Raw genomic sequence first — 19,164 nt, 5'->3', positions numbered from 1 at the left:
TGAAGCACACGCCATCGCCTTGGGAATGGCCCATGACGATACCTGCACGGCTCAAGCGGCACAAGCACGCCCGCCCCGGGCTAGACCTGCTCTAGGCGCCATAATTCGCTTTTTTCATGGAGTTGCCTGAAGCATTGTACTTTCGTCGCGCGCGTCACAGACGTCACCGTTTATCGCGATATAAAAAAAGCGGCCCCCGCAAGGGCCGCTTTTGTCACATCGTCGACGCGACTGGGTCACATCAGCAGGCGACGAATATCACTCAACGCTTGGGCCAAGAAGGCCGTGAAGCGAGCCGCGTCGGCGCCGTTGACCGCTCGGTGGTCGTAGGACAGCGACAGCGGCATCATCAGCCTTGGGGCAAACTCCGCGCCGTCCCACACCGGTTTCGTCTGCGCCTTGGAAACGCCGAGGATGGCGACTTCCGGGGCGTTGACGATGGGCGTGAAGGCGGTGCCGCCGATGGAGCCCAAACTGGAGATGGTGAAGCAGCCACCGCTCATCTCCTCGCGCTTGAGCTTCTTCGACTGCGCCTTGCCGGCCAGTTCGACCGATTCCTTGGCCAGCTCGATCAGCGATTTCTGGTCGGCGTTACGGATTACCGGCACCATCAGGCCGTCCGGCGTATCCACGGCGATGCCGATGTGCACGTAATGCTTCTGCACCAGCGTTTCGCCGTCGCTCTTCAGGCTGACGTTGAACTGCGGGAACTTCTGCAAGGCGTAGGCACAGGCCTTGATCATGAACGGCAGCGGCGTGAGCTTGGCGTCCTGCTTGGCAGCCTCGTCCTTCATCGACTTACGGAAGGCTTCGAGTTCGGTGATGTCCGCTTCGTCGAACTGGGTGACGTGCGGCACATTGAGCCAGCTGCGATGCAGGTTGGCCGCGCCCGCCTTCATCAGTCGGCCCATGGGCTTTTCCTCGACCTCGCCAAACTGGCTGAAGTCGATGTCCGGCACCGCCGGGATACCCGCACCGCCACTCGGCGCGGCCGAGCTTCCGGCCCCGCTGGAACGCTGCTGCAGGGCGTTCTTGACGTAACCTTGCACGTCTTCCTTCAGCACACGATTCTTGGGCCCGGTGGGTGTGACCTGGGCCAGGTCGACGCCCAGCTCGCGCGCCAGCATGCGCACCGCCGGCCCGGCATGCACATGAGCACCCGCCGTCTTGTCGTCGCCTTGCTTGTGACGCGCCTCGGGACTCGGCTCGCCCGTGGATTGCTTGGTAGACGGCGTCGACTTGGAGGCGCTAGACGCTTGCTGACTGGAGTCAGCCTTCTGGTCCGCTTTGCTAGCGTCGGCCTTCTTACCGGCATCGGCTTTCTTGGCCGGCTTTTTGCTACCGACCCCCGGAGCGCCGGCCGCCTCAATATAGCCGATCAGGTCGCCCTCGGAGACGCTATCGCCTTCCTTGACCGAGACCTCGACTACCTTGCCCTTGTAGGGGCTGGGCACGTCCATGGAGGCCTTGTCGGATTCCAGCGTGATCAGCGTGTCTTCCGCGTCGATCTCGTCGCCTTCACTGATCGCCAATTCGATGATCGGCACGTTCTCGCTGCCACCGATATCCGGGACGCGGAGTTCCTTGCGGCCTCCCTCGTCGCCGCCTTCTTCGGTATCCTCGCCGGCGTCTTGATCCTCGGTGTCCGCGTCCGACTCGGCACTGTCAGAGTCGCCTTCCGCCGGCGCTTCGTCGGTATCGTCGTCTTCGTCGTCACCTTCGCCAGCGATCTCCATGCTGCCGATCAGGTCACCTTCGGAGACGCTGTCGCCCTCCTTGACCGCCAGCGAGACGAGTTTGCCACTGTAGGGGCTCGGCACGTCCATCGATGCCTTGTCGGATTCCAGCGTGATCAGCGAGTCTTCCGCGCTGACCTCATCGCCTTCACTGACCGGAACCTCGATGATTTCGACGCCTTCGCTGCCGCCGATATCCGGCACCTTGATCTCGACGGTGCGTTTGCCGCCACCGGTAGATTTCTTCTTCGGTGCCGCCTTTTCGGGCTCAGCCGTTTCCTGCTTCTCGGCGCTCTCGTCCTGTGACTGATCCTCGTCCTGCGAGGACGTGTCACCGGCATCGTCGCCACCGCCTTCCGCTTCGAGCTCGAGAATATCGTCGCCCTCGGAGACGCTGTCGCCTTCTTTGACCAGCACTTTGACGACCTTGCCGCCCTTGGGCGCAGGGACATCCATGCTGGCCTTGTCGGATTCCAGCGTGATCATGGTGTCCTCGGGCGCGATGACATCGCCCTCAGATACCGCCACCTCGATGATTTCGACGCCTTCACTACCGCCGATATCGGGAACTTTGATGATTTCGCTACTCAAGGTCGCGCTCCTTTCCATTCTGGTGGCCTGATCGCTCCGGTCCTCGATACCGACCGGGTGACGCGACCAGGCCAGGCAATCTGGCCATGGCCGCCACCGCACTCAGGCGGTGACGGCACCTTGATGGGACCCTTAGGTCCAAGACATCAACGGGGCTCAAGACACCAGCGGGCTGGGCTTGGCGGGGTCGATGCCATATTTCTTCATGGCATCATTGACGACCTTGGCGTCGATCTCACCGCGGTTGGCCAGCGCGCGCAGCGCTTGAATGGTCACGTAGTAGCGGTCGACTTCGAAGAAACGACGCAACGCTTCACGCGTGTCGGAACGCCCGAAACCATCGGTCCCCAGCACATGGAAGTCACTCGGTACCCAGGCACGAATCTGATCAGCGTAGAGCTTCATGTAGTCGGTCGAGGCGATGACCGGCCCCTCGACATCTTTCAGCTGCTGTGACACCCACGGCTTCTCACGCTTTTCATCGTAGTCGAGGAACTGCAGCCGGTCGTATTCGAGCGCTTCGCGGCGCAACTCGTTGAAGCTGGTCACACTCCACACATCGGCGACGACGTCGTGCTCTTCCGCCAGCATCTCGGCGGCGGCTTCGACTTCGCGCAGGATCGTCCCGCTGCCCATGAGCTGCACGCGTGGTTGCTTCTTGCGACCGTCCTTCTTGCCTTCCTGAAGCAGGTACATGCCGCGAACGATGCCTTCCTCGCTGCCCTTCGGCATCTCCGGGTGCGGGTAGTTCTCGTTCATCACGGTCAGATAGTAGAAGCAGTTTTCCTTGTCCTGGAACATGCGCTTCAGGCCATCTTGCAGGATCACCGCGACCTCGTGGCCATAGCACGGGTCGTAGGCACGGCACGATGGCACGGTCGACATCAGGATATGGCTGTGGCCGTCCTGGTGCTGCAGCCCCTCGCCATTGATGGTCGTGCGCCCGGCGGTACCGCCGATCATGAAGCCGCGCGCCTGCAGGTCGCCGGCGGCCCAGACCAGATCACCGACACGCTGAAAGCCGAACATCGAGTAATAGACGTAGAACGGAATCAACGGCAGATGGTGGTTGGCATACGCCGTCGCCGCCGCGATCCACGCAGAGATGGAACCGGCTTCGGTGATGCCTTCCTCGAGGATCTGACCCTTCTGGTCCTCGCGGTAGTACATGATCTGGCCGGCATCCATCGGCTCGTATTTCTGGCCTTCGGCGGCGTAGATGCCGAGCTGACGGAACATGCCTTCCATCCCGAAGGTACGCGCTTCATCGGGAATGATCGGCACCACGCGCGAGCCCAGTTGCTTGTTCTTGACCAAGCCGTTGAGCACACGCACAAAGGACATGGTGCTGGAGACTTCGCGGTCGCCGGAGCCCTTGAGCTGACTGGCGAACATCTTATCGTCGAGCCCGGGGATCTCGAGTGCCTCGAAATCGTTCTTGCGCGCCGGCAAAAAGCCACCCAGCTTCTCGCGCTGGAGATGCAGGTATTTCATCTCCGGGCTATCGTCGTCGGGCTTGTAATACGGGATGTCACCGCTTTCGATCTGCTCATCAGAGATCGGCACGCCGAAACGGTCACGAAACGTCTTGAGCGCGTCGGTATCCATCGACTTGATCTGGTGAGCTTCCATGTCGGCCTCGCCGCTGCCGCCGCCCATGCCATAGCCCTTGACGGTGTGCGCCAGGATCACGGTGGGACGATTGCCGGCGTTGTTGACCGCTTCATGGTAGGCCGCGTAGACCTTCTGCGGATCGTGGCCGCCACGATTGAGACGGAAGATCTGCTCGTCGGAGTAGTCCTTGACCATCTCCGCCGTTTCATCGTATTTGCCGAAGAAATGATCGCGGGTGTACTTGCCACCCTGGGCTTTGTAGTTCTGGTACTCGCCGTCGACCGCCTCGTCCATGCGCTTTTGCAGCATGCCCTTGGTGTCTTGTTCGAACAGCGGGTCCCACTGGCCGCCCCAGACGACCTTGATCACGTTCCAACCGGCGCCACGGAAGACCCCTTCGAGCTCATCGATGACGCGCGAGTTGCCGCGCACCGGCCCGTCGAGACGCTGCAGGTTGCAGTTGATGACGAAGATCAGGTTGTCGAGCTTCTCACGGCTGGCCAGATGCAGCGCACCCAGCGATTCCGGCTCATCGCACTCGCCGTCACCGAGGAAGGCCCAGACCTTGCGGTCCTTCATATCCTCGAGCTCACGCGAATGCAGGTACTTCATCACGTGGGCCTGATAGATCGCCTGGATCGGCCCCAGTCCCATGGAGACCGTAGGGAACTGCCAGTAATCCGGCATCAGGTACGGGTGGGGGTAAGAAGGCAGCGCTTCGCCATCGACTTCCTGACGGAAGTTATCCATCTGCTCCTGCGTCAGACGGCCTTCCAGGAACGAACGCGCATAGATGCCCGGCGTGACGTGCCCCTGGATATACAGCAAATCGCCCTTGTGGTCGCCATTGTCAGCACGGAAGAAGTGATTGAAACCCACTTCATAGAGCGTGGCACTGGACTGATAGCTGGCGATGTGACCGCCCAGGCCCTTGTGCTTTTTATTGGCGCGTAACACTTGCACCATCGCATTCCAGCGGATGGCCGAGCGAATCTTGCGCTCGATGAACATGTCACCGGGCATCTTGGCTTCACGATGCATCGGAATGGTATTGCGATGCGGCGTGGTCCCGGAAAAGGGGGGTGAAGAGCCATCGCGACGCAGACGATCCGCCAAGCGGCTCATGATGTACCGAGCGCGCTCTTCGCCCTCATGCTCGATGACCGAGGCCAAGGAATCCAGCCATTCCGTGGTTTCGATCGGATCGAGATCGTTTCTTGCCTCCAGACTCATAGACGTCTCTCCGAATGAAGATTGTATGTCGGTCATGGCCCGTCTACGCATCGCGATGGGGCCTGTGGCGCTCTTCAGTGCGGGCGCGACCTTCTTTGGGTCGTGTCTCCGAGAAAACTTTCTGTAATTTCCTTACAGAGGGGCGTGCAAGACGCACGAATTCAGGGCACGACGATACCGCAAACGCCGTCTGCTGCCAATTCGATAGGCCGCAAGCGACTTGCAAAATGCTTATTGACCATGCCCGTTTAGGAGACATCGCAGGGGTACAACAAAGTCTTACACGATGTAGTGAATTTACACGCATGCAGTTCAGCAGGACGCTGTGTCCACCATCTCCTCGAGACAACGATGAAAATAGGCCCAGTCAAAGGCCGGGCCGGGGTCGGTCTTGCGCAACGGCGCAATATGCGCGTGACTGGTCATCCGCTCGACACTCAAAGCAGGATATTGTGCTCGCAAGGCGGTGAATACGCGCACCAGACAGCGATATTGTGCGTCGCGATAGGCATGAATATCGTCGCCTTCCAACTCGATGCCGATGCTGAAATCGTTGAGCTCGCGACGTTCGCGATGCCCGTCCCACCAGCGCGAGCGTCCGGCATGCCAGGCACGGCGGTCGAAGCCCACGAACTGTACCGCTTCGCCATCGCGGCGGATCAGCACATGCGCCGAGACTCGCAAGGCGTGAATCGTGGCAAAGTAGGGATGCGCGGCAGGATCGAGACGGTTGGTGAACAAACGCTCGATGGCCTCGCCACCGAAGCATCCCGGCGGTAGGCTGATGGAGTGCAGGACAACTGCCGACACTTCGCCCTCGGGGCGCGCGTTGTGATTGGGCGAGACGACGTGTCGCGCCGGGATCAGCCAGTGATTGTCGACCCGCATACCTGCTCCTGTCTTCTCGAGACGCGTCTTTCGGGATGTCTCCGGCGTCAAGAACCCAGATGGTCAACGCGCCCATGACCGAACCGTCGTGATCCCGATATAATGCACATATTGTCGCACATCAAAGGAAGGCGCCCGACATGCAATATCGCGAAGCTCTCGCGGAGGACATCCGCACCAGTGCCGCCCGCCTGCTGGCCGAAGACGTCGGCCCCGGCGACATCACTGCGCAGTTGATCCCCGCCAAGCAGTGGGCCTGGGCACGCGTCGTGGCCCGCGAGGATGCGGTGTTGTGCGGAGTGGCCTGGGTCGACGAGCTTTATCGGCGTCTCGACCCAAGCGTCAAGCTCACTTGGCACGCCGCCGATGGCGACGCCCTCGCGCCGGATCAGGTCTTTCTCGAACTGGAAGGCCCCGCACGCAGCCTGATGACCGGTGAACGCGCGGCCCTCAATCTGCTGCAGACACTGTCTGGCACGGCGACGCGCACGCGTGACTATACCGCACGGGTCGCCGGCACCGGCGTGGCACTGCTCGACACCCGCAAGACCCTGCCCGGCCTGCGTCTGGCGCAAAAGTACGCCGTCACCTGCGGCGGCGGCCACAATCATCGCCTGGGCCTGCACGACGCCTTCCTGATCAAGGAAAATCACATCGCCGCTTGTGGCGGCATCACCGCAGCGGTGACGGCCGCACGCCGCATCGCCAGCGACTTGCCAGTGGAGGTAGAAGTGGAAACGCTCGACGAGCTAGACGCCGCGTTGGAAGCCGGGGCCGATACCGTCATGCTCGACAACTTCGACCTCGAGACGCTGCGCGAAGCGGTCGCCCGCAATGCCGGACGCAGCCGCCTGGAAGCCTCCGGCAATGTCAGCGAGGCGACCTTGCGCGAGATCGCCGAAACCGGTGTCGACTGCATCTCCATCGGCGCGCTGACCAAGGACGTCAAGGCCGTCGATCTATCGATGCGCGTGGTCCATACCGAGACACGCTGACTACTCGCGACGGCGGCGCCAGCGTGTCAGCGTCCGAAGTCCAGCATCCGCTCCAAGGGTTTGAGGGCACGCTGACGTAGCGCTGACTCGATATAAATCTCGCCACCGCCTTCGCTGAGGGCGCGCTCAAGGCGATCCAGGTCATTCATTGCCATCCACGGGCAATGCGCGCAACTCCGGCAAGTCGCGCCATTGCCCGCCGTGGGCGCCTCGAACAGCGTTTTGTCCGGCACCGCCTGCTGCATCTTGTAGAAAATACCGCGGTCGGTGGCCACGATCAGGCGTTGCTGGTCGAGTTCGCGCGCGGCCTTGATCAACTGCGAGGTCGAGCCCACCACGTCGGCCAGTTCGACCACCCCCAGCGGCGACTCGGGATGCACCAGCAAGGCGGCATCGGGATAGACCTTCTTGAGATCCAGCACGCCCTGAGCCTTGAACTCCTCGTGCACGATGCAGGCGCCATCCCAGAGCAGCATGTCGGCACCAGTACGCTCGCGGATATAACGTCCCAGGTGCTTGTCCGGCGCCCACAAGATCTTTTCGCCACGGGCGTGGAGATGCTCGATGACCTCGACCGCGATCGACGAGGTCACCACCCAATCCGCGCGCGCCTTGACCGCCGCCGAGGTATTGGCATAGACCACGACCGTGCGCTCGGGATGCGCATCGCAGAACGCCGCGAACTCATCCGCTGGACAGCCGTCGTCCAGCGAGCAAGTCGCCTCTAGCGTAGGCATCAGCACGTGCTTTTCGGGGGACAGGATCTTGGCGGTCTCGCCCATGAAGCGAACGCCGGCCACCACCAAGGTCGTGGCCGGATGTCGGGCGCCGAAGCGCGCCATCTCCAAGGAATCGGCCACGCAGCCGCCGCTTTCCTCGGCCAGTTGCTGAATGGCATCGTCGGTGTAGTAATGCGCCACCAAGGTGGCATTACGCTCGCTCAACAAACGCTTGATCGTTTCGGTCTGCGCACGCGCCTGTGCACTCGGCGTGACCGGGCAGTACGCACGGGCCAGCGACGAGGCTGCCTCAGGCGCTTTCGGTGTCATGATCGTCATCGTGTCTACCACTGTGACTGGCAGGGGCTCCCCCTGCATAACGAGAAGCGTCGCGCCGCGATCTCTTCGCGGACACACCGCACCCGATTTCATGATACTGCCCGTCGATGCCGGCTTGCCAGCATCGTGCTCACACGAATGTCGCCACCGCCACAAGCGCCCAGAACGCAAAAACCCCGACTCATGCGAGACGGGGTTGAATGCTGGTGGGTCGTGTAGGATTCGAACCTACGACCAATTGGTTAAAAGCCAACTGCTCTACCACTGAGCTAACGACCCATAACCTGTCCTTTCAGACAGTTGTCGGCGGCAATGGTGGGTCGTGTAGGATTCGAACCTACGACCAATTGGTTAAAAGCCAACTGCTCTACCACTGAGCTAACGACCCGCCGCCGGGTCTTCGAAACGTGTCATCGCACCACGCCATTCAAAGGCGATTGCCGATGGTGGGTCGTGTAGGATTCGAACCTACGACCAATTGGTTAAAAGCCAACTGCTCTACCACTGAGCTAACGACCCGTCCCGATAGGGCGCACATAGTACTGATAACACTCGACATTGACAAGATTTTTTTGCTGAAAAGCCGCTCACCGCGAGCGCCGCGAGCTCTTCGGCTTGCGCATCGCATTGACCGGGCGACGCTTGTTCTTATCACGGCTCCAACGGTTCTGCTCGTCGGGCGTCAACGCGGGTACCTTGCGCGCCGACAGACCTGCCAGTTGCGCCAGGTCGTCCACCTCTTCCTGGGAAAGTTCGACCCATTCACCCGCCTTGGCGCGCTTATCGAGGAAGATGTTGCCGTAACGAACTCGCTTGAGACGGCTCACCGTGAGCTCTTGAGACTCCCAGAGACGCCTCACCTCGCGATTGCGCCCCTCGAGAATCACCACGTGGAACCACGTATTGATGCCCTCGCCGCCGAACTCCTGAACATCGGTGAAACGCGCCGGACCATCCTCGAGCATCACGCCCTCGGTCATGGCAGTCACGTTCTCCGGGCGAACGCCGCCCATCACGCGTACCGCGTATTCGCGCTCGACCTGCGTGGAGGGATGCATCAAGCGGTTGGCAAGCTCACCGTCGGTGGTGAATAGCAACAGACCGCTGGTGTTGATATCCAGGCGACCGATGGCGATCCAACGCTCCCCTTTGAGACGTGGCAAGCGATCGAAGACAGTCCGACGCCCCTCGGGATCGCGGCGCGTGCAAAGCTCGCCCTCGGGCTTGTTGTACATGATGACGCGCCGCGGCACTTCCTCGGCATCGCGCAGGCTGACGGGGCGATCGTCGAGGGTGACCCGGTCACGCGTCTCGATGCGATCGCCCAGTGTGGCGACCTGGCCATTGACCTTGACGCGGCCATCGGCGATGGCGGTTTCCATCTCACGGCGCGAGCCGAAGCCTGCGCGGGCCAGCACCTTCTGCAATTTTTCGGTAGGCGTGTTCATGAATCGAACGTTGTCTCGTCTGTTGAATGTTCCGCGTCCGCCACGTCGGAAGTGTTGGCGTCACCCTCAGCAGGCGATGCTCCGGCTTCCTCTTCCCGTCGGCGGGCGCGTTCGGCCAGGCGAGCTTCGAGTTCGGCGAAACTCACTCCCGACCGCTCGGACGCCGTCCCGGCGTGCTGATCGTCGGCCATCCCGGCCGTCGTCGTATCTGTCGTATCTAGCTCGGCCTCGGATGACGACGTTGCCTGCGACGCATCCTCTACCGGTGTCGTATTCTCGACGTTGTCGGCGTGACTGTCACGCGCCGATGAATGATCCGCATCATCGTGCCCCAGCGCCTCCTTATCGTGTCCCAGAGCTTCCTCGAAACGTGTCTCGAATTCCTTGAGCTCGTGCATCGGCGGCAGAGCATCGAGGGTCTTGAGGCCGAAGTCGTCGAGAAAAGCACGCGTGGTAGCATAGACCGAGGGCCGACCCGGTACGTCACGCTGCCCCACGACGCGGATCCATCCCCGCTCGGTCAGGGTACGCATGATCGAGCTGCTCACCGAGACCCCGCGAACTTCCTCGATATCGCCACGGGTGACGGGTTGACGATAGGCGATCAGCGCCAAGGTCTCCAGCAACGCGCGCGAATAACGCTGCGGCTTTTCATCCCACAGCCGCGATATCCAAGGCGAAAAACGTGCACGAATGCGGACTTGAAACCCCGAGGCGGTCTCGATGAGTTCCAGAGCGCTATGCTCTAGGCGCTCGCCGAGACGCGCCAAGGCATCGCGCAGCTCACCACGCGATGGGCGCTCACGCTCATCGAACAGGCTCTCCAGGCGTTCGGAAGTCAGCGGTTCGCCGGCGGCCAACAACGCCGCTTCGCAGACTTCGTCGAGAGACGTCGTCGCCTCGTTCATCAGGGATCCTCTTCGGCATTGGCGAAGGCGCTTTCTCCGCCATCGTCATCGTCCGTCGCGGGGCTGTCGTCGACCGCTTCAGCCACCAGCCGGGCACGCACATGAATCGGCGACAGCGGCGCGTTCTGCGCGATCTCGATCATCGCCTCTTTGGCCAGCTCGAGAATCGCCATGAAAGTCACCACCACGCCCGCGCGCCCCTCCTCGAGCGTGAACAACGCCTCGAACGGGGTATAACGTTGGCCGTCCAACTGTTCCATGACACGTAGCATACGCTCGCGGGTGGATAGTACCTCGCGGCTGATCTGGTGAGACTGCTGAAACTCGGCCCGCTTGAGCAGTCCCGACAGGGCGTGCAGAAGCTCATCCAGCTCGACCTGGGGATGAACCACGCGGGTCTCGAGCGTGGGCAGTGCAGCCTGCGCCGTTACCCAATCACGCCCTTCGCGCGGCAATTCATCCAATCCCTCGGCGGCCAGCTTCAACTGCTCGTATTCCTGCAGGCGGCGGATCAGTTCGGCGCGCGGGTCTTCGGCGTCTTCGTCCTCCCCCTTGGGTGGACGCGGTAACAACGTGCGCGACTTGATCTCCGCCAGCATCGCCGCCATCAGCAAATACTCGCCGGCCAGGTCGATCTCCAGCGCACGCATCAGCTCGACGTATTCGATGTACTGATGCGTGATCGCCGCTACGTCGATACCCAGGATGTCGAGGTTCTGACGCCGGATCAGGTACAGCAATAAATCGAGCGGCCCTTCGAAGGTTTCGAGAAAGACACGCAACGCCTCGGGCGGAATGTAGAGATCTTCCGGCAGCTCGGTGATGGGCTGATCGTGCAGGCGCGCCAATACCGCCGCTTGGGACGCGGCCAAGGCGGTATCGGCACTGACGGGCTCGGCGGTATCACTCACGCGTGACGCTCTCCTCGATTGCGCCTCACGGCGCGACCTTCGACAAACGCGCAGTGTAGCAAGGCTGCCGGGAGGCGAACACGCCCGCGTCATGCAAGACGTGTCGATGGGCCGTCAGGCGCTCTCGGTCGTCCGCGCAAAGCGCCGATAAGTGAACTCGGACGCACCCGAGGCATCGCGCACCGCCAAGGTTTGGACCTCGTCGTGATACGGAGACTTTTCGCACACCGGGTCCATCTGTGTTGCATCGCCGGTGAGCATCAGCGCCTGACAACGGCAGCCGCCCCAGTCGATTTCCTTGCGCTCGCAGCTCTGGCAAGTCTCGGGCATCCAATCCGTACCGCGATAGGCGTTGAAGGCCGGGCTGTCGTACCAGATTTCCCGCAGCCCATGATCCGCGACATTCCAGAACTCCAGGTGCGGGATCGTCTCCGCCGCATGGCACGGCAGCACCTTGCCCGAGGGCGTCACGTTGAGGGACTGGCGTCCCCAGCCATTCATGCAGGGCTTGGGCAGCCGCGCATGGTAATCCGGGACCACGGCGTCGATGACCAGACGCCCTTGCAGGCGCTCACGCGCGGCCTCCACTCGCTCGACAGCTTCCATGACCTGCTCGCGACTCGGCATCAGGGCCGCGCGATTGACCAGCGCCCAACCATAGTACTGCGCATGGGCAATCTCCAGACGCCGCGCACCCAATTCCACGGCCAGATCCACGAATTCATCGATCTGATGCAGGTTGGCGCGGTGAATCACCGCGTTCAACGTCAACGGCAACCCGATGTCCGTCACCTCGGCGGCGAAGGCACGCTTGCGCGCATGGGCGCCGGTCATGTTGGCGACGTGATCGGTTACCTCGGGCGTGGCGCCCTGAAACGACAGTTGAACGTGATCGAGGCCCGCGTCCGCCAGGGTCTCCAGCCGGGGGCGGTCGATGTTGACGCCGGCCGTGATCAGATTGGAATACAAGCCCGCGTCAACGCAGGCCGTCACCAGCTCGGGCAAGTCGGGGCGCAGCGCGGGCTCGCCGCCCGAGAGATGGACTTGCAGCACGCCAAGCTCGGCGGCTTCGGCGAAGACGCGTTGCCAGGTCGCGGTATCCAGCTCTTGGCGACGGCGTTCCAGCGCCACTGGGTTGGAGCAGTACGGGCACTGCAGCGGGCAACGGTGCGTCAACTCCGCCAGCATCCCCATAGGCGGCTGCACGTCATACGCTTGCGAATGTGTCATGCGACCTCCAGGACACGTTTCTCGACCAACCCAGCGAACATGGCCGTCACGTCCTCGGCGATACGCTCACGCGGCGCCTGATAGGTCTCGCACAGCCGATCGATAATCGTGCCTACGCTGCACTCGCCGTCCACCTGGCTGACCACGGTTTGCGCAATGCCATCGAGCTGAAAGACACGCTCGGGCGCCAGCAATACCCAGCCACCCCGCTGCTTATCTTCACGCAGCCTGACGCCGCGCGGCAGGCGCACGATGTCGCTTTCCTGAATTGCCGTCATAACGCCTCTGTTTGCGCTTCGCCATCCCAGGCCCCGGGTGGCACATGGCCGGGCGCGACATAGGCGTGATGCAAGGCGTCCAGTTGTGTCCACAGCACCTGACACTTGAAGATCAGCGCGTCGAGCACCGCCTGCTGCTGATCCGGTCGGCGGGCATGTAGCTTGACGTAATCGAGAGCCATTTCCGCATCTCGCGGCGCCTGAGTCAGACGTGGCTCGAAATAGGCCAGAGTCTCGGCAGAGACGAAGTCGTAGTGCTCGAGCATGCCACTGACCCGCTGGCCGATCACCAGCGGTGAAAATAGCTCGGTCAACGACGAGGCGATGGCCTCCAGTACGCTGCGCTCGCGCACGAAATGCAGATAGGCCTCCACCGCAAAGCGCGTGGCCGGCAGAATCCGCCGGGTCGAGACCACCATCTCACGATCCAGCCCCAGCCCGTCGGTGAGCTTCAGCCAGCGCGCGATACCGCCCTCGCCCTCGGCTTCACCGTCGTGATCCACCAGCCGGGCGCGCCACGCGCGGCGCAGCGCCGGGTCGTCGAGGCGCGCGATCAGCGAGGCATCCTTGAGCGGAATCATCGACTGATAGTAATAGCGATTGAGGGCCCACGCCTGTACCTGGCGGCGATTCAGTTCGCCGTTTTGCAACATGAGCTGAAAGGGGTGGCGATGATGGTAACGCTGCTCGCCGATCGCTCGTAAACGTGCTTCCAGTTCGTCCGCGCTCAGCGCCTCGTGGATCGGGGTTTCAATATCACTCATCAGCATTCCAGTTCCATGCCGTCGTGGGCGATCTCCCACCCGTGACGCGTGGCCTCCCGGCGCTCCGGGGAATCGTCGATCAAGACCGGATTGGTGTTATTGATATGAACGAAGACACGTCGTCCGATGTTCAGCGACGACAACGCGGCCATACTGCCCGACTCGCCGGCCATCGACATGTGCCCCATGCGGCTCCCCGTCTTGTGGCCGACACCGGCGCGAATCATCTCGTCATCACGCCATAGTGTGCCGTCGAACAGCACCAGATCGGCGCCCTCGAGACGTGCCGCCAGGCGTTCGTTCAGCGCGGCGCAACCGGGAATGTAATAGGCACGCCGCGCGCCGACGCGAAACTCCACGCCCACGGTGGCCTCGCCTTCGCTGCCAATGTCGGGGTCCTCGCCCTCCAGGTACAGCGCCGCCTTGCCGGGCACCGCGAATATGCGCGCCTCGAGCCCCTCGGCGAGCGTCAGGGTCTGCTCCAGGTCGACGCCAACGCGTTCGACATGATCAGGATTGAGGACGTTAAAGATCGGGCTGTCGCGCAACGCGGCATGAATTTCCGACGTGGCATAAAGGCGATAGGGCGAACTTTCACGCAGGCTCAGCAGACCGCCGACATGGTCGACGTCGCCGTTGGTCAGCAAGATCGAGGCTATCGGAGTGTCACGCCGCCCCTGCCGCGGAAACAGCGCAGGGGTCCGGCGTATCTGGGTCAGCACCTCGGGGGCGCAATTGATCAAGGCCCACGAGCGGCCATCGGCGCTCACGGCCAGAGAAGATTGGGTTCGCGGCGTGACGCGCGGGTCGCCCGCCCACGCCAGCCGGCATACATCGCAACGACAGTTCCACTGAGGGAGGCCGCCACCGGCGGCCGCCCCGAGTACATGAATATACAACGCCGCCTCAGAATTCGGCGGGCATGTAATCGTTGATTTCCAGCGCGATGCAGATCTCTTTGACTGCCGGAGTGGTCCAAGTCATGTCGTTTCTCCGCTAGTGGGTTTGCCCTTTCATCATAACCCCTTGATAGCACTATCGCATTAGCAATTACAAAGAATGCGCATATTGATGACGCATCACCCATCAGCCTTACGATAGCGCCCCACATAGTCGAAAAGCTTGTCGCGGATCTGCCAATGGCGGCCTACCTTGCGTCCCACGACGAAATCCGGGGCCTTGAGTCGATGCTCGTCGGCGATGACCTCATCCGCCGAGCGTGGCTGCCAATCGCTGCCCGGGGCGCGCAGGTGGTAGCGCAAGAACGCCAGCGTGAAGGCGCGACGCTGCGCGGGCGTTTCCAGCGCGAACCATTCATCAAGCGTGGCGCCGTCCTCATCGTGATAGGTCACTTTCAAGCGTGGTAGCCCTCGCCCGTTGAGCACCGATTGCAGCTGCATGCCCGACACGCGCAGCACCTTTGCTTCCTTGAGTCGTAAGGCCGCCTTGAGTTTGTCATCGGGATCGACCATGCGCTCACCGCATTGATGGCAAGCCCGCGCGGCGATGTCGTTTTCCGCGCCGCACTGATCGCATACCTTGAAGCGGTAGCGAAAGTCGCACTGATGGCGCTGGCCATCCGCGTCCTCCACCAGACCTTGGCAGCGGCGGCCGTGATGTTCGATGACCAGATCGCCATCACGCTTGCCCCAGAACAGATTGGCGTGCCCGCACGCCGGGCATTCCACCTGAACCGGTTCAGAGTCTGAATCGGGGCGCGGTTCGCCGACTTCCGGCGCATATAAATCCCAGGGATTGCCCGCGTAATCGAGGATCAGACAGTCTTCCTTGCCAGGGGACAAGCGCAACCCACGCCCGACGATTTGTTGATACAGACTGACGGACTCCGTGGGTCGCAGGATGGCGATCAAATCCACGTGCGGCGCGTCGAATCCGGTGGTCAGCACCGCCACGTTGACGAGATACTTGATCTCACGCGCCTTGAAGGCCGCAATCAAGCGCTCGCGCTCCTTCGTCGGCGTCGAGCCGACGATCAACGCCGCCTGCTCGGCCGGCAGGTAACCGACGATTTCCTCGGCGTGAGCCACGGTGGCCGCGAAGATCATCACGCCACACCGCTCGCGCGCCTGCTCGATAACCTCGGCGATTATGCCCGGCGTCGCTCGATGCCCCTGAACGACGCGATTCAACTCGGCTTCCTCGAAGCCGCCATCGCGTCCCGGTACCAGGCGCGAGAAATCGTAACGGGTCTGCCGACCATCCTCGGCGTAGAGCGCTGCATCCACGCGCTTGGGCGCGACCAGATAGCCCTGTTTGACCATCAGCCGCAGCGGCTGCTCGAACACACAATCCTGAAAGAAGCTCTCGGCGTCGCCACGCACCATGCCATGATGATGGCGGTGATAGATGAAGCCTTGCCCCAGGCGATACGGCGTCGCGGTCAGCCCCAGCACCTTGAGACGCGGATTGTGCTTGCGCAGATGCGCGATCACGCGATGATAGCTCGACGGCGCCTTACTCGGGCGGGCGTCGTCACTGACAGGCGGGGGAATGCGGTGACATTCGTCGATGACCAACAGGGTGAACGCGCCCCACTCGTCATGTGCCTCGAAACGCGCCAGGCTATTGATCACGGACTGCACCGAGCCAAAGACCACCTGACGCTCGCTCTCCTTACGCCCTAAGCCAGCGCTGAATAAATCCGCCTCCAGGCCGTAAGCCAGGTACTTGGCATGGTTCTGCTCGACCAGCTCGCGCACGTGGGCCAGCACTAGTACGCGCCCCCGAGCCAGACGCGCCAACTCGGCGATCACCAACGACTTGCCACTACCGGTCGGCAACACCACCACGGCCGGATCGTCACTCTCGCGAAAGTGCTCAACGACCCGGGACACGGCCTGTTGCTGATAAGGACGAAGCGAGGGCGCGCTCATGGCAAACTTCCAATCGAATCAAAAAAGCGCATCCTACCACCGGCGACAAGATCGGCTAGATGGCAATACAGACCTTGATCTCGCTCCCCCGCGCCCCGACGTCATGATTGAGGCGCGGATGCCCACGACCACCCGTATCGCATTAATGTTCCCAGCCAGGAGGCCCTATGCAAGCACCAAGCAGTCCCGATTGTCCTGAATGCGGTAGTCGCGCCAAGCGTTTCCCTCCCGGTCGCGAGGGTCAATATCATGTCTTTTGCAAAAAATGCGACCATGATTTCGGGCGCTACGACCATCTCGTCGCCGACTACCGTCATCTGCTCGACGAGCTGGAAGCCCATCTCGGAACCTCGGACAACGCGCCACGAGACATCTGAGATTGTTATCGGTACTTTTCACTGACATCCGTTATTCGGAGATCCTTCATGTCCTCGACTCAATCCCATTTCGTAGTGTTCGCCGAGTTCCGTATTAAAGAAGGCCAAATACCCGCATTTCTCGCCTTGGCGCACAACGACGCCAACGAATCCCTGGCCAATGAGGAAGGCTGCCTGGCCTTCGACGTGCTGACGCCGGAAGGCAGTGACAATCTCGTCGTACTCCACGAAGTCTATCGCGACCGCGACGCCTTCGAGCACCACATGCAGATGCCCCACTACGCACCCTTCAAGGAAGGCAGTGCACCGCTGCTCGCTGACGAGCCATCGGTACGCTTTTTCTATACGGCGGTAAGACCAACTTGAGGTCGGAATAATCGCCATATTCCACCTTTGTCCAACGGCATCCGCTGGTTCACGACCGGATCACCAAGCTAGACTCGGCGATCTTCTTCTCCTCGGATGTCGTTTCCATGCCAATCTCCGTCTCCCCTGTCGTTTTCGGCCCCGAGCCGCTATCCATCGATTCGATCATCACCCTCGCCGAGCGCCGCGTGGAATCCAAACTCGACACCGATCCGCTCTGGCGCAAGCGAATCGATCAGGGAGCGGCGATCGTCGACGGTATGCTCGATCGCGAAGGGCAAATCTACGGTATCACCACCGGCTACGGAGACTCCTGTGTCACCGCGATTCCGCTTTCCCAAGTCGAGACGTTGCCACGTCAGCTATATACATTCCATGGCTGCGGACTAGGCCGTTTTCTCGACTCCGAATCGGCGCGCGCGGTGCTCGCCGCTCGCCTGCAGTCGCTCTGCCAGGGCGTTTCCGGCGTACGCTTCGCGCTGCTCGATCGTCTTCATGCCTGCCTCCAGGAAGACTTGCTGCCCCGCATTCCCGAAGAAGGTTCGGTTGGCGCCAGCGGCGACCTGACGCCGCTCTCCTACGTGGCCGCCATGCTGTGTGGCGAACGTGAGGTGATCTGGCAGGGGGAAGTGCGAACAGCAGCCGAGGCGCACGCCGAACTGGGCTGGGAACCGCTCACGCTGCGCCCCAAGGAAGCACTGGCGCTGATGAACGGCACCGCGGTGATGACCGCGCTGGCGTGTCAGGCTTTCGGCCGCGCCGAATACCTGCTGAAACTCGCCACCCGTATCACCGCGCTCAACGTGGCGGCCTTGCGCGGCAATCCCAATCATTTCGAGGCGCGGCTGTTCGCGGCCAAACCGCACCCCGGCCAAGCCCGTGTCGCCGCATGGCTGAGAGCGGATCTGGACGTGGCAAGCCTGCCACCGCAGCAGCGCCTGCAGGATCGCTATTCGCTGCGCTGCGCCCCGCATGTGCTGGGCGTGCTAGCGGACAGCCTCGGCTGGCTGCGCGGCTTCATCGAGACCGAACTCAACAGCGCCAACGACAACCCGTTGATCGATCCGGATGCGGGAGACGTCATGCATGGCGGCCATTTCTACGGCGGCCATATTGCCTTCGCTATGGATAGTCTCAAGACGCTGACCGCCAATGTCGCCGACCTGCTCGACCGCCAGTTGGCGCTGCTGGTCGACACCCGCTACAACCACGGCCTGCCGAACAACCTCTCCGGCGCCCCGGCCGAACGCGCGATGATCAATCACGGCTTCAAGGCCGTCCAGATCGGCGCCTCCGCCTGGGCCGCCGAAGCGCTCAAGGGCACCATGCCCGCCAGCGTCTTCTCGCGCTCCACCGAGTGCCACAACCAGGACAAGGTGAGCATGGGCACCATCGCCGCCCGCGACGCCCTGCGCGTGCTCGAACTCACCGAACAGGTCGCCGCCGCCGCGCTGCTCGCCGGACTCCAAGGCGTTCATCTGCGCGGCGACCCCCTTCCCGTCCCGCTCGCCGCCATGGTCGACACCCTGCGCGAAGGCTTCGCCCCGGTGGTCGAAGATCGTGCGTTGGATGGCGAGCTCAGACTCTGTCTCGACAGGATTCGGACGAGATATTGGTCGCTTTATCCGGAAACCTGAAAGGTGGTCACGACGAGCTCAGCAAGGACACTACTGTTGATGGCCTTACCGTCCTACGCACGATCTGAAGAGAGGGCTTAACGCTCTCCCTTTTTCACGCCTGAAATCGCGAAACCCTGGCAGATATACCCAGTAAAAGTGACTCCCCCGTATAAAAAACGGCTTGCCCCGTCGTATAGAACATGGGGCAAGCCGGCTTTCATCGTCACGCCACGACGCTGGCGTCAATCCCTACA

17 protein-coding genes and 3 tRNA genes are annotated in these 19,164 nt (G+C 62.0%); 4 read left to right on the top strand and 16 right to left on the bottom strand.

Annotated features, from left to right (window positions below; translation table 11 throughout):
- Nucleotides 1-236: 236 nt before the first annotated feature.
- From aceF to ampD, 3 genes are all read right to left on the bottom strand, one after another.
- Nucleotides 237-2,327, bottom strand: coding sequence for a pyruvate dehydrogenase complex dihydrolipoyllysine-residue acetyltransferase (aceF, locus tag L1075_RS02420; protein ID WP_246939652.1), 2,091 nt, complete (start codon nucleotides 2,325-2,327; stop codon nucleotides 237-239).
- 156 nt (nucleotides 2,328-2,483) lie between these two features.
- A complete protein-coding gene (gene aceE, locus L1075_RS02415; protein ID WP_246939649.1) occupies nucleotides 2,484-5,174 on the bottom strand; it encodes a pyruvate dehydrogenase (acetyl-transferring), homodimeric type in 2,691 nt (896 codons plus the stop codon).
- A 312-nt stretch (nucleotides 5,175-5,486) separates the two neighbouring features.
- Nucleotides 5,487-6,062 (bottom strand): 1,6-anhydro-N-acetylmuramyl-L-alanine amidase AmpD, encoded by a 576-nt coding sequence (gene ampD / locus L1075_RS02410; RefSeq protein ID WP_246939646.1) that lies wholly within the window; start codon nucleotides 6,060-6,062, stop codon nucleotides 5,487-5,489.
- A gap of 140 nt (nucleotides 6,063-6,202) precedes the next feature.
- Between ampD and nadC the strand changes: the two genes are divergently transcribed.
- On the top strand, nucleotides 6,203-7,057 hold the full coding sequence (gene nadC, locus L1075_RS02405) for a carboxylating nicotinate-nucleotide diphosphorylase (RefSeq protein WP_246939643.1): 855 nt from the start codon (nucleotides 6,203-6,205) through the stop codon (nucleotides 7,055-7,057).
- 26 nt (nucleotides 7,058-7,083) lie between these two features.
- Here nadC and nadA read toward each other — a convergent pair whose 3' ends face one another.
- From nadA to radD, 13 genes are all read right to left on the bottom strand, one after another.
- Nucleotides 7,084-8,115: a quinolinate synthase NadA gene (nadA, locus tag L1075_RS02400; protein WP_246939640.1), complete on the bottom strand. Its 1,032-nt coding sequence runs from the start codon at nucleotides 8,113-8,115 to the stop codon at nucleotides 7,084-7,086.
- A 204-nt stretch (nucleotides 8,116-8,319) separates the two neighbouring features.
- Nucleotides 8,320-8,394 (bottom strand) — tRNA-Lys (locus tag L1075_RS02395).
- Nucleotides 8,395-8,428: 34 nt separating this feature from the next.
- A tRNA-Lys gene (locus L1075_RS02390) sits at nucleotides 8,429-8,503 on the bottom strand.
- A gap of 56 nt (nucleotides 8,504-8,559) precedes the next feature.
- Nucleotides 8,560-8,634: transfer RNA gene (locus tag L1075_RS02385), tRNA-Lys, on the bottom strand.
- A 68-nt stretch (nucleotides 8,635-8,702) separates the two neighbouring features.
- Nucleotides 8,703-9,563, bottom strand: coding sequence for a 23S rRNA pseudouridine(2605) synthase RluB (gene rluB, locus L1075_RS02380; RefSeq protein ID WP_246939637.1), 861 nt, complete (start codon nucleotides 9,561-9,563; stop codon nucleotides 8,703-8,705).
- Nucleotides 9,560-10,471 (bottom strand): SMC-Scp complex subunit ScpB, encoded by a 912-nt coding sequence (gene scpB / locus L1075_RS02375; protein ID WP_246939634.1) that lies wholly within the window; start codon nucleotides 10,469-10,471, stop codon nucleotides 9,560-9,562. The genes rluB and scpB overlap by 4 nt, the downstream gene beginning before the upstream one ends.
- Complete coding sequence (locus L1075_RS02370) at nucleotides 10,471-11,343, bottom strand: segregation and condensation protein A (protein ID WP_246939931.1); 873 nt, start codon at nucleotides 11,341-11,343, stop codon at nucleotides 10,471-10,473. The genes scpB and L1075_RS02370 overlap by 1 nt, the downstream gene beginning before the upstream one ends.
- A gap of 153 nt (nucleotides 11,344-11,496) precedes the next feature.
- The gene (gene pqqE, locus L1075_RS02365) at nucleotides 11,497-12,612 is read right to left on the bottom strand and encodes a pyrroloquinoline quinone biosynthesis protein PqqE (protein WP_246939631.1); all 1,116 of its coding nucleotides are present in this window, start codon (nucleotides 12,610-12,612) and stop codon (nucleotides 11,497-11,499) included.
- Complete coding sequence (pqqD, locus tag L1075_RS02360; protein WP_075370092.1) at nucleotides 12,609-12,890, bottom strand: pyrroloquinoline quinone biosynthesis peptide chaperone PqqD; 282 nt, start codon at nucleotides 12,888-12,890, stop codon at nucleotides 12,609-12,611. The genes pqqE and pqqD overlap by 4 nt, the downstream gene beginning before the upstream one ends.
- A complete protein-coding gene (pqqC, locus tag L1075_RS02355; RefSeq protein WP_246939628.1) occupies nucleotides 12,887-13,654 on the bottom strand; it encodes a pyrroloquinoline-quinone synthase PqqC in 768 nt (255 codons plus the stop codon). Before pqqC ends, pqqD begins: the two co-directional genes overlap by 4 nt.
- Nucleotides 13,654-14,553, bottom strand: coding sequence for a pyrroloquinoline quinone biosynthesis protein PqqB (gene pqqB / locus L1075_RS02350; RefSeq protein ID WP_246939626.1), 900 nt, complete (start codon nucleotides 14,551-14,553; stop codon nucleotides 13,654-13,656). Before pqqB ends, pqqC begins: the two co-directional genes overlap by 1 nt.
- Before the next feature lie 7 nt (nucleotides 14,554-14,560).
- Complete coding sequence (pqqA, locus tag L1075_RS15845; RefSeq protein WP_075370104.1) at nucleotides 14,561-14,638, bottom strand: pyrroloquinoline quinone precursor peptide PqqA; 78 nt, start codon at nucleotides 14,636-14,638, stop codon at nucleotides 14,561-14,563.
- Between the two features lie 95 nt (nucleotides 14,639-14,733).
- A complete protein-coding gene (gene radD / locus L1075_RS02345) occupies nucleotides 14,734-16,548 on the bottom strand; it encodes a DNA repair helicase RadD (RefSeq protein ID WP_246939622.1) in 1,815 nt (604 codons plus the stop codon).
- A gap of 167 nt (nucleotides 16,549-16,715) precedes the next feature.
- Between radD and L1075_RS02340 the strand changes: the two genes are divergently transcribed.
- The 3 genes from L1075_RS02340 to L1075_RS02330 all read left to right on the top strand — a co-directional run bounded on the left by L1075_RS02340 (nucleotide 16,716) and on the right by L1075_RS02330 (nucleotide 18,928).
- The gene (locus L1075_RS02340) at nucleotides 16,716-16,925 is read left to right on the top strand and encodes a hypothetical protein (protein WP_075370089.1); all 210 of its coding nucleotides are present in this window, start codon (nucleotides 16,716-16,718) and stop codon (nucleotides 16,923-16,925) included.
- A gap of 48 nt (nucleotides 16,926-16,973) precedes the next feature.
- Nucleotides 16,974-17,291 carry a putative quinol monooxygenase gene (locus L1075_RS02335; RefSeq protein ID WP_246939619.1) on the top strand — a complete coding sequence of 106 codons (318 nt, stop codon included), beginning with the start codon at nucleotides 16,974-16,976 and terminating at the stop codon, nucleotides 17,289-17,291.
- A 107-nt stretch (nucleotides 17,292-17,398) separates the two neighbouring features.
- Nucleotides 17,399-18,928, top strand: a complete 1,530-nt coding sequence (locus L1075_RS02330; protein WP_246939616.1) for an HAL/PAL/TAL family ammonia-lyase — start codon at nucleotides 17,399-17,401, stop codon at nucleotides 18,926-18,928.
- Nucleotides 18,929-19,164: the final 236 nt, after the last annotated feature.

The organism is Chromohalobacter beijerinckii (genome assembly GCF_023061185.1).
Taxonomy (GTDB): domain Bacteria; phylum Pseudomonadota; class Gammaproteobacteria; order Pseudomonadales; family Halomonadaceae; genus Chromohalobacter; species Chromohalobacter beijerinckii.
Note: the sequence above shows the minus strand (reverse complement) of the source record. Positions and strands in the feature narration are given on the sequence as shown.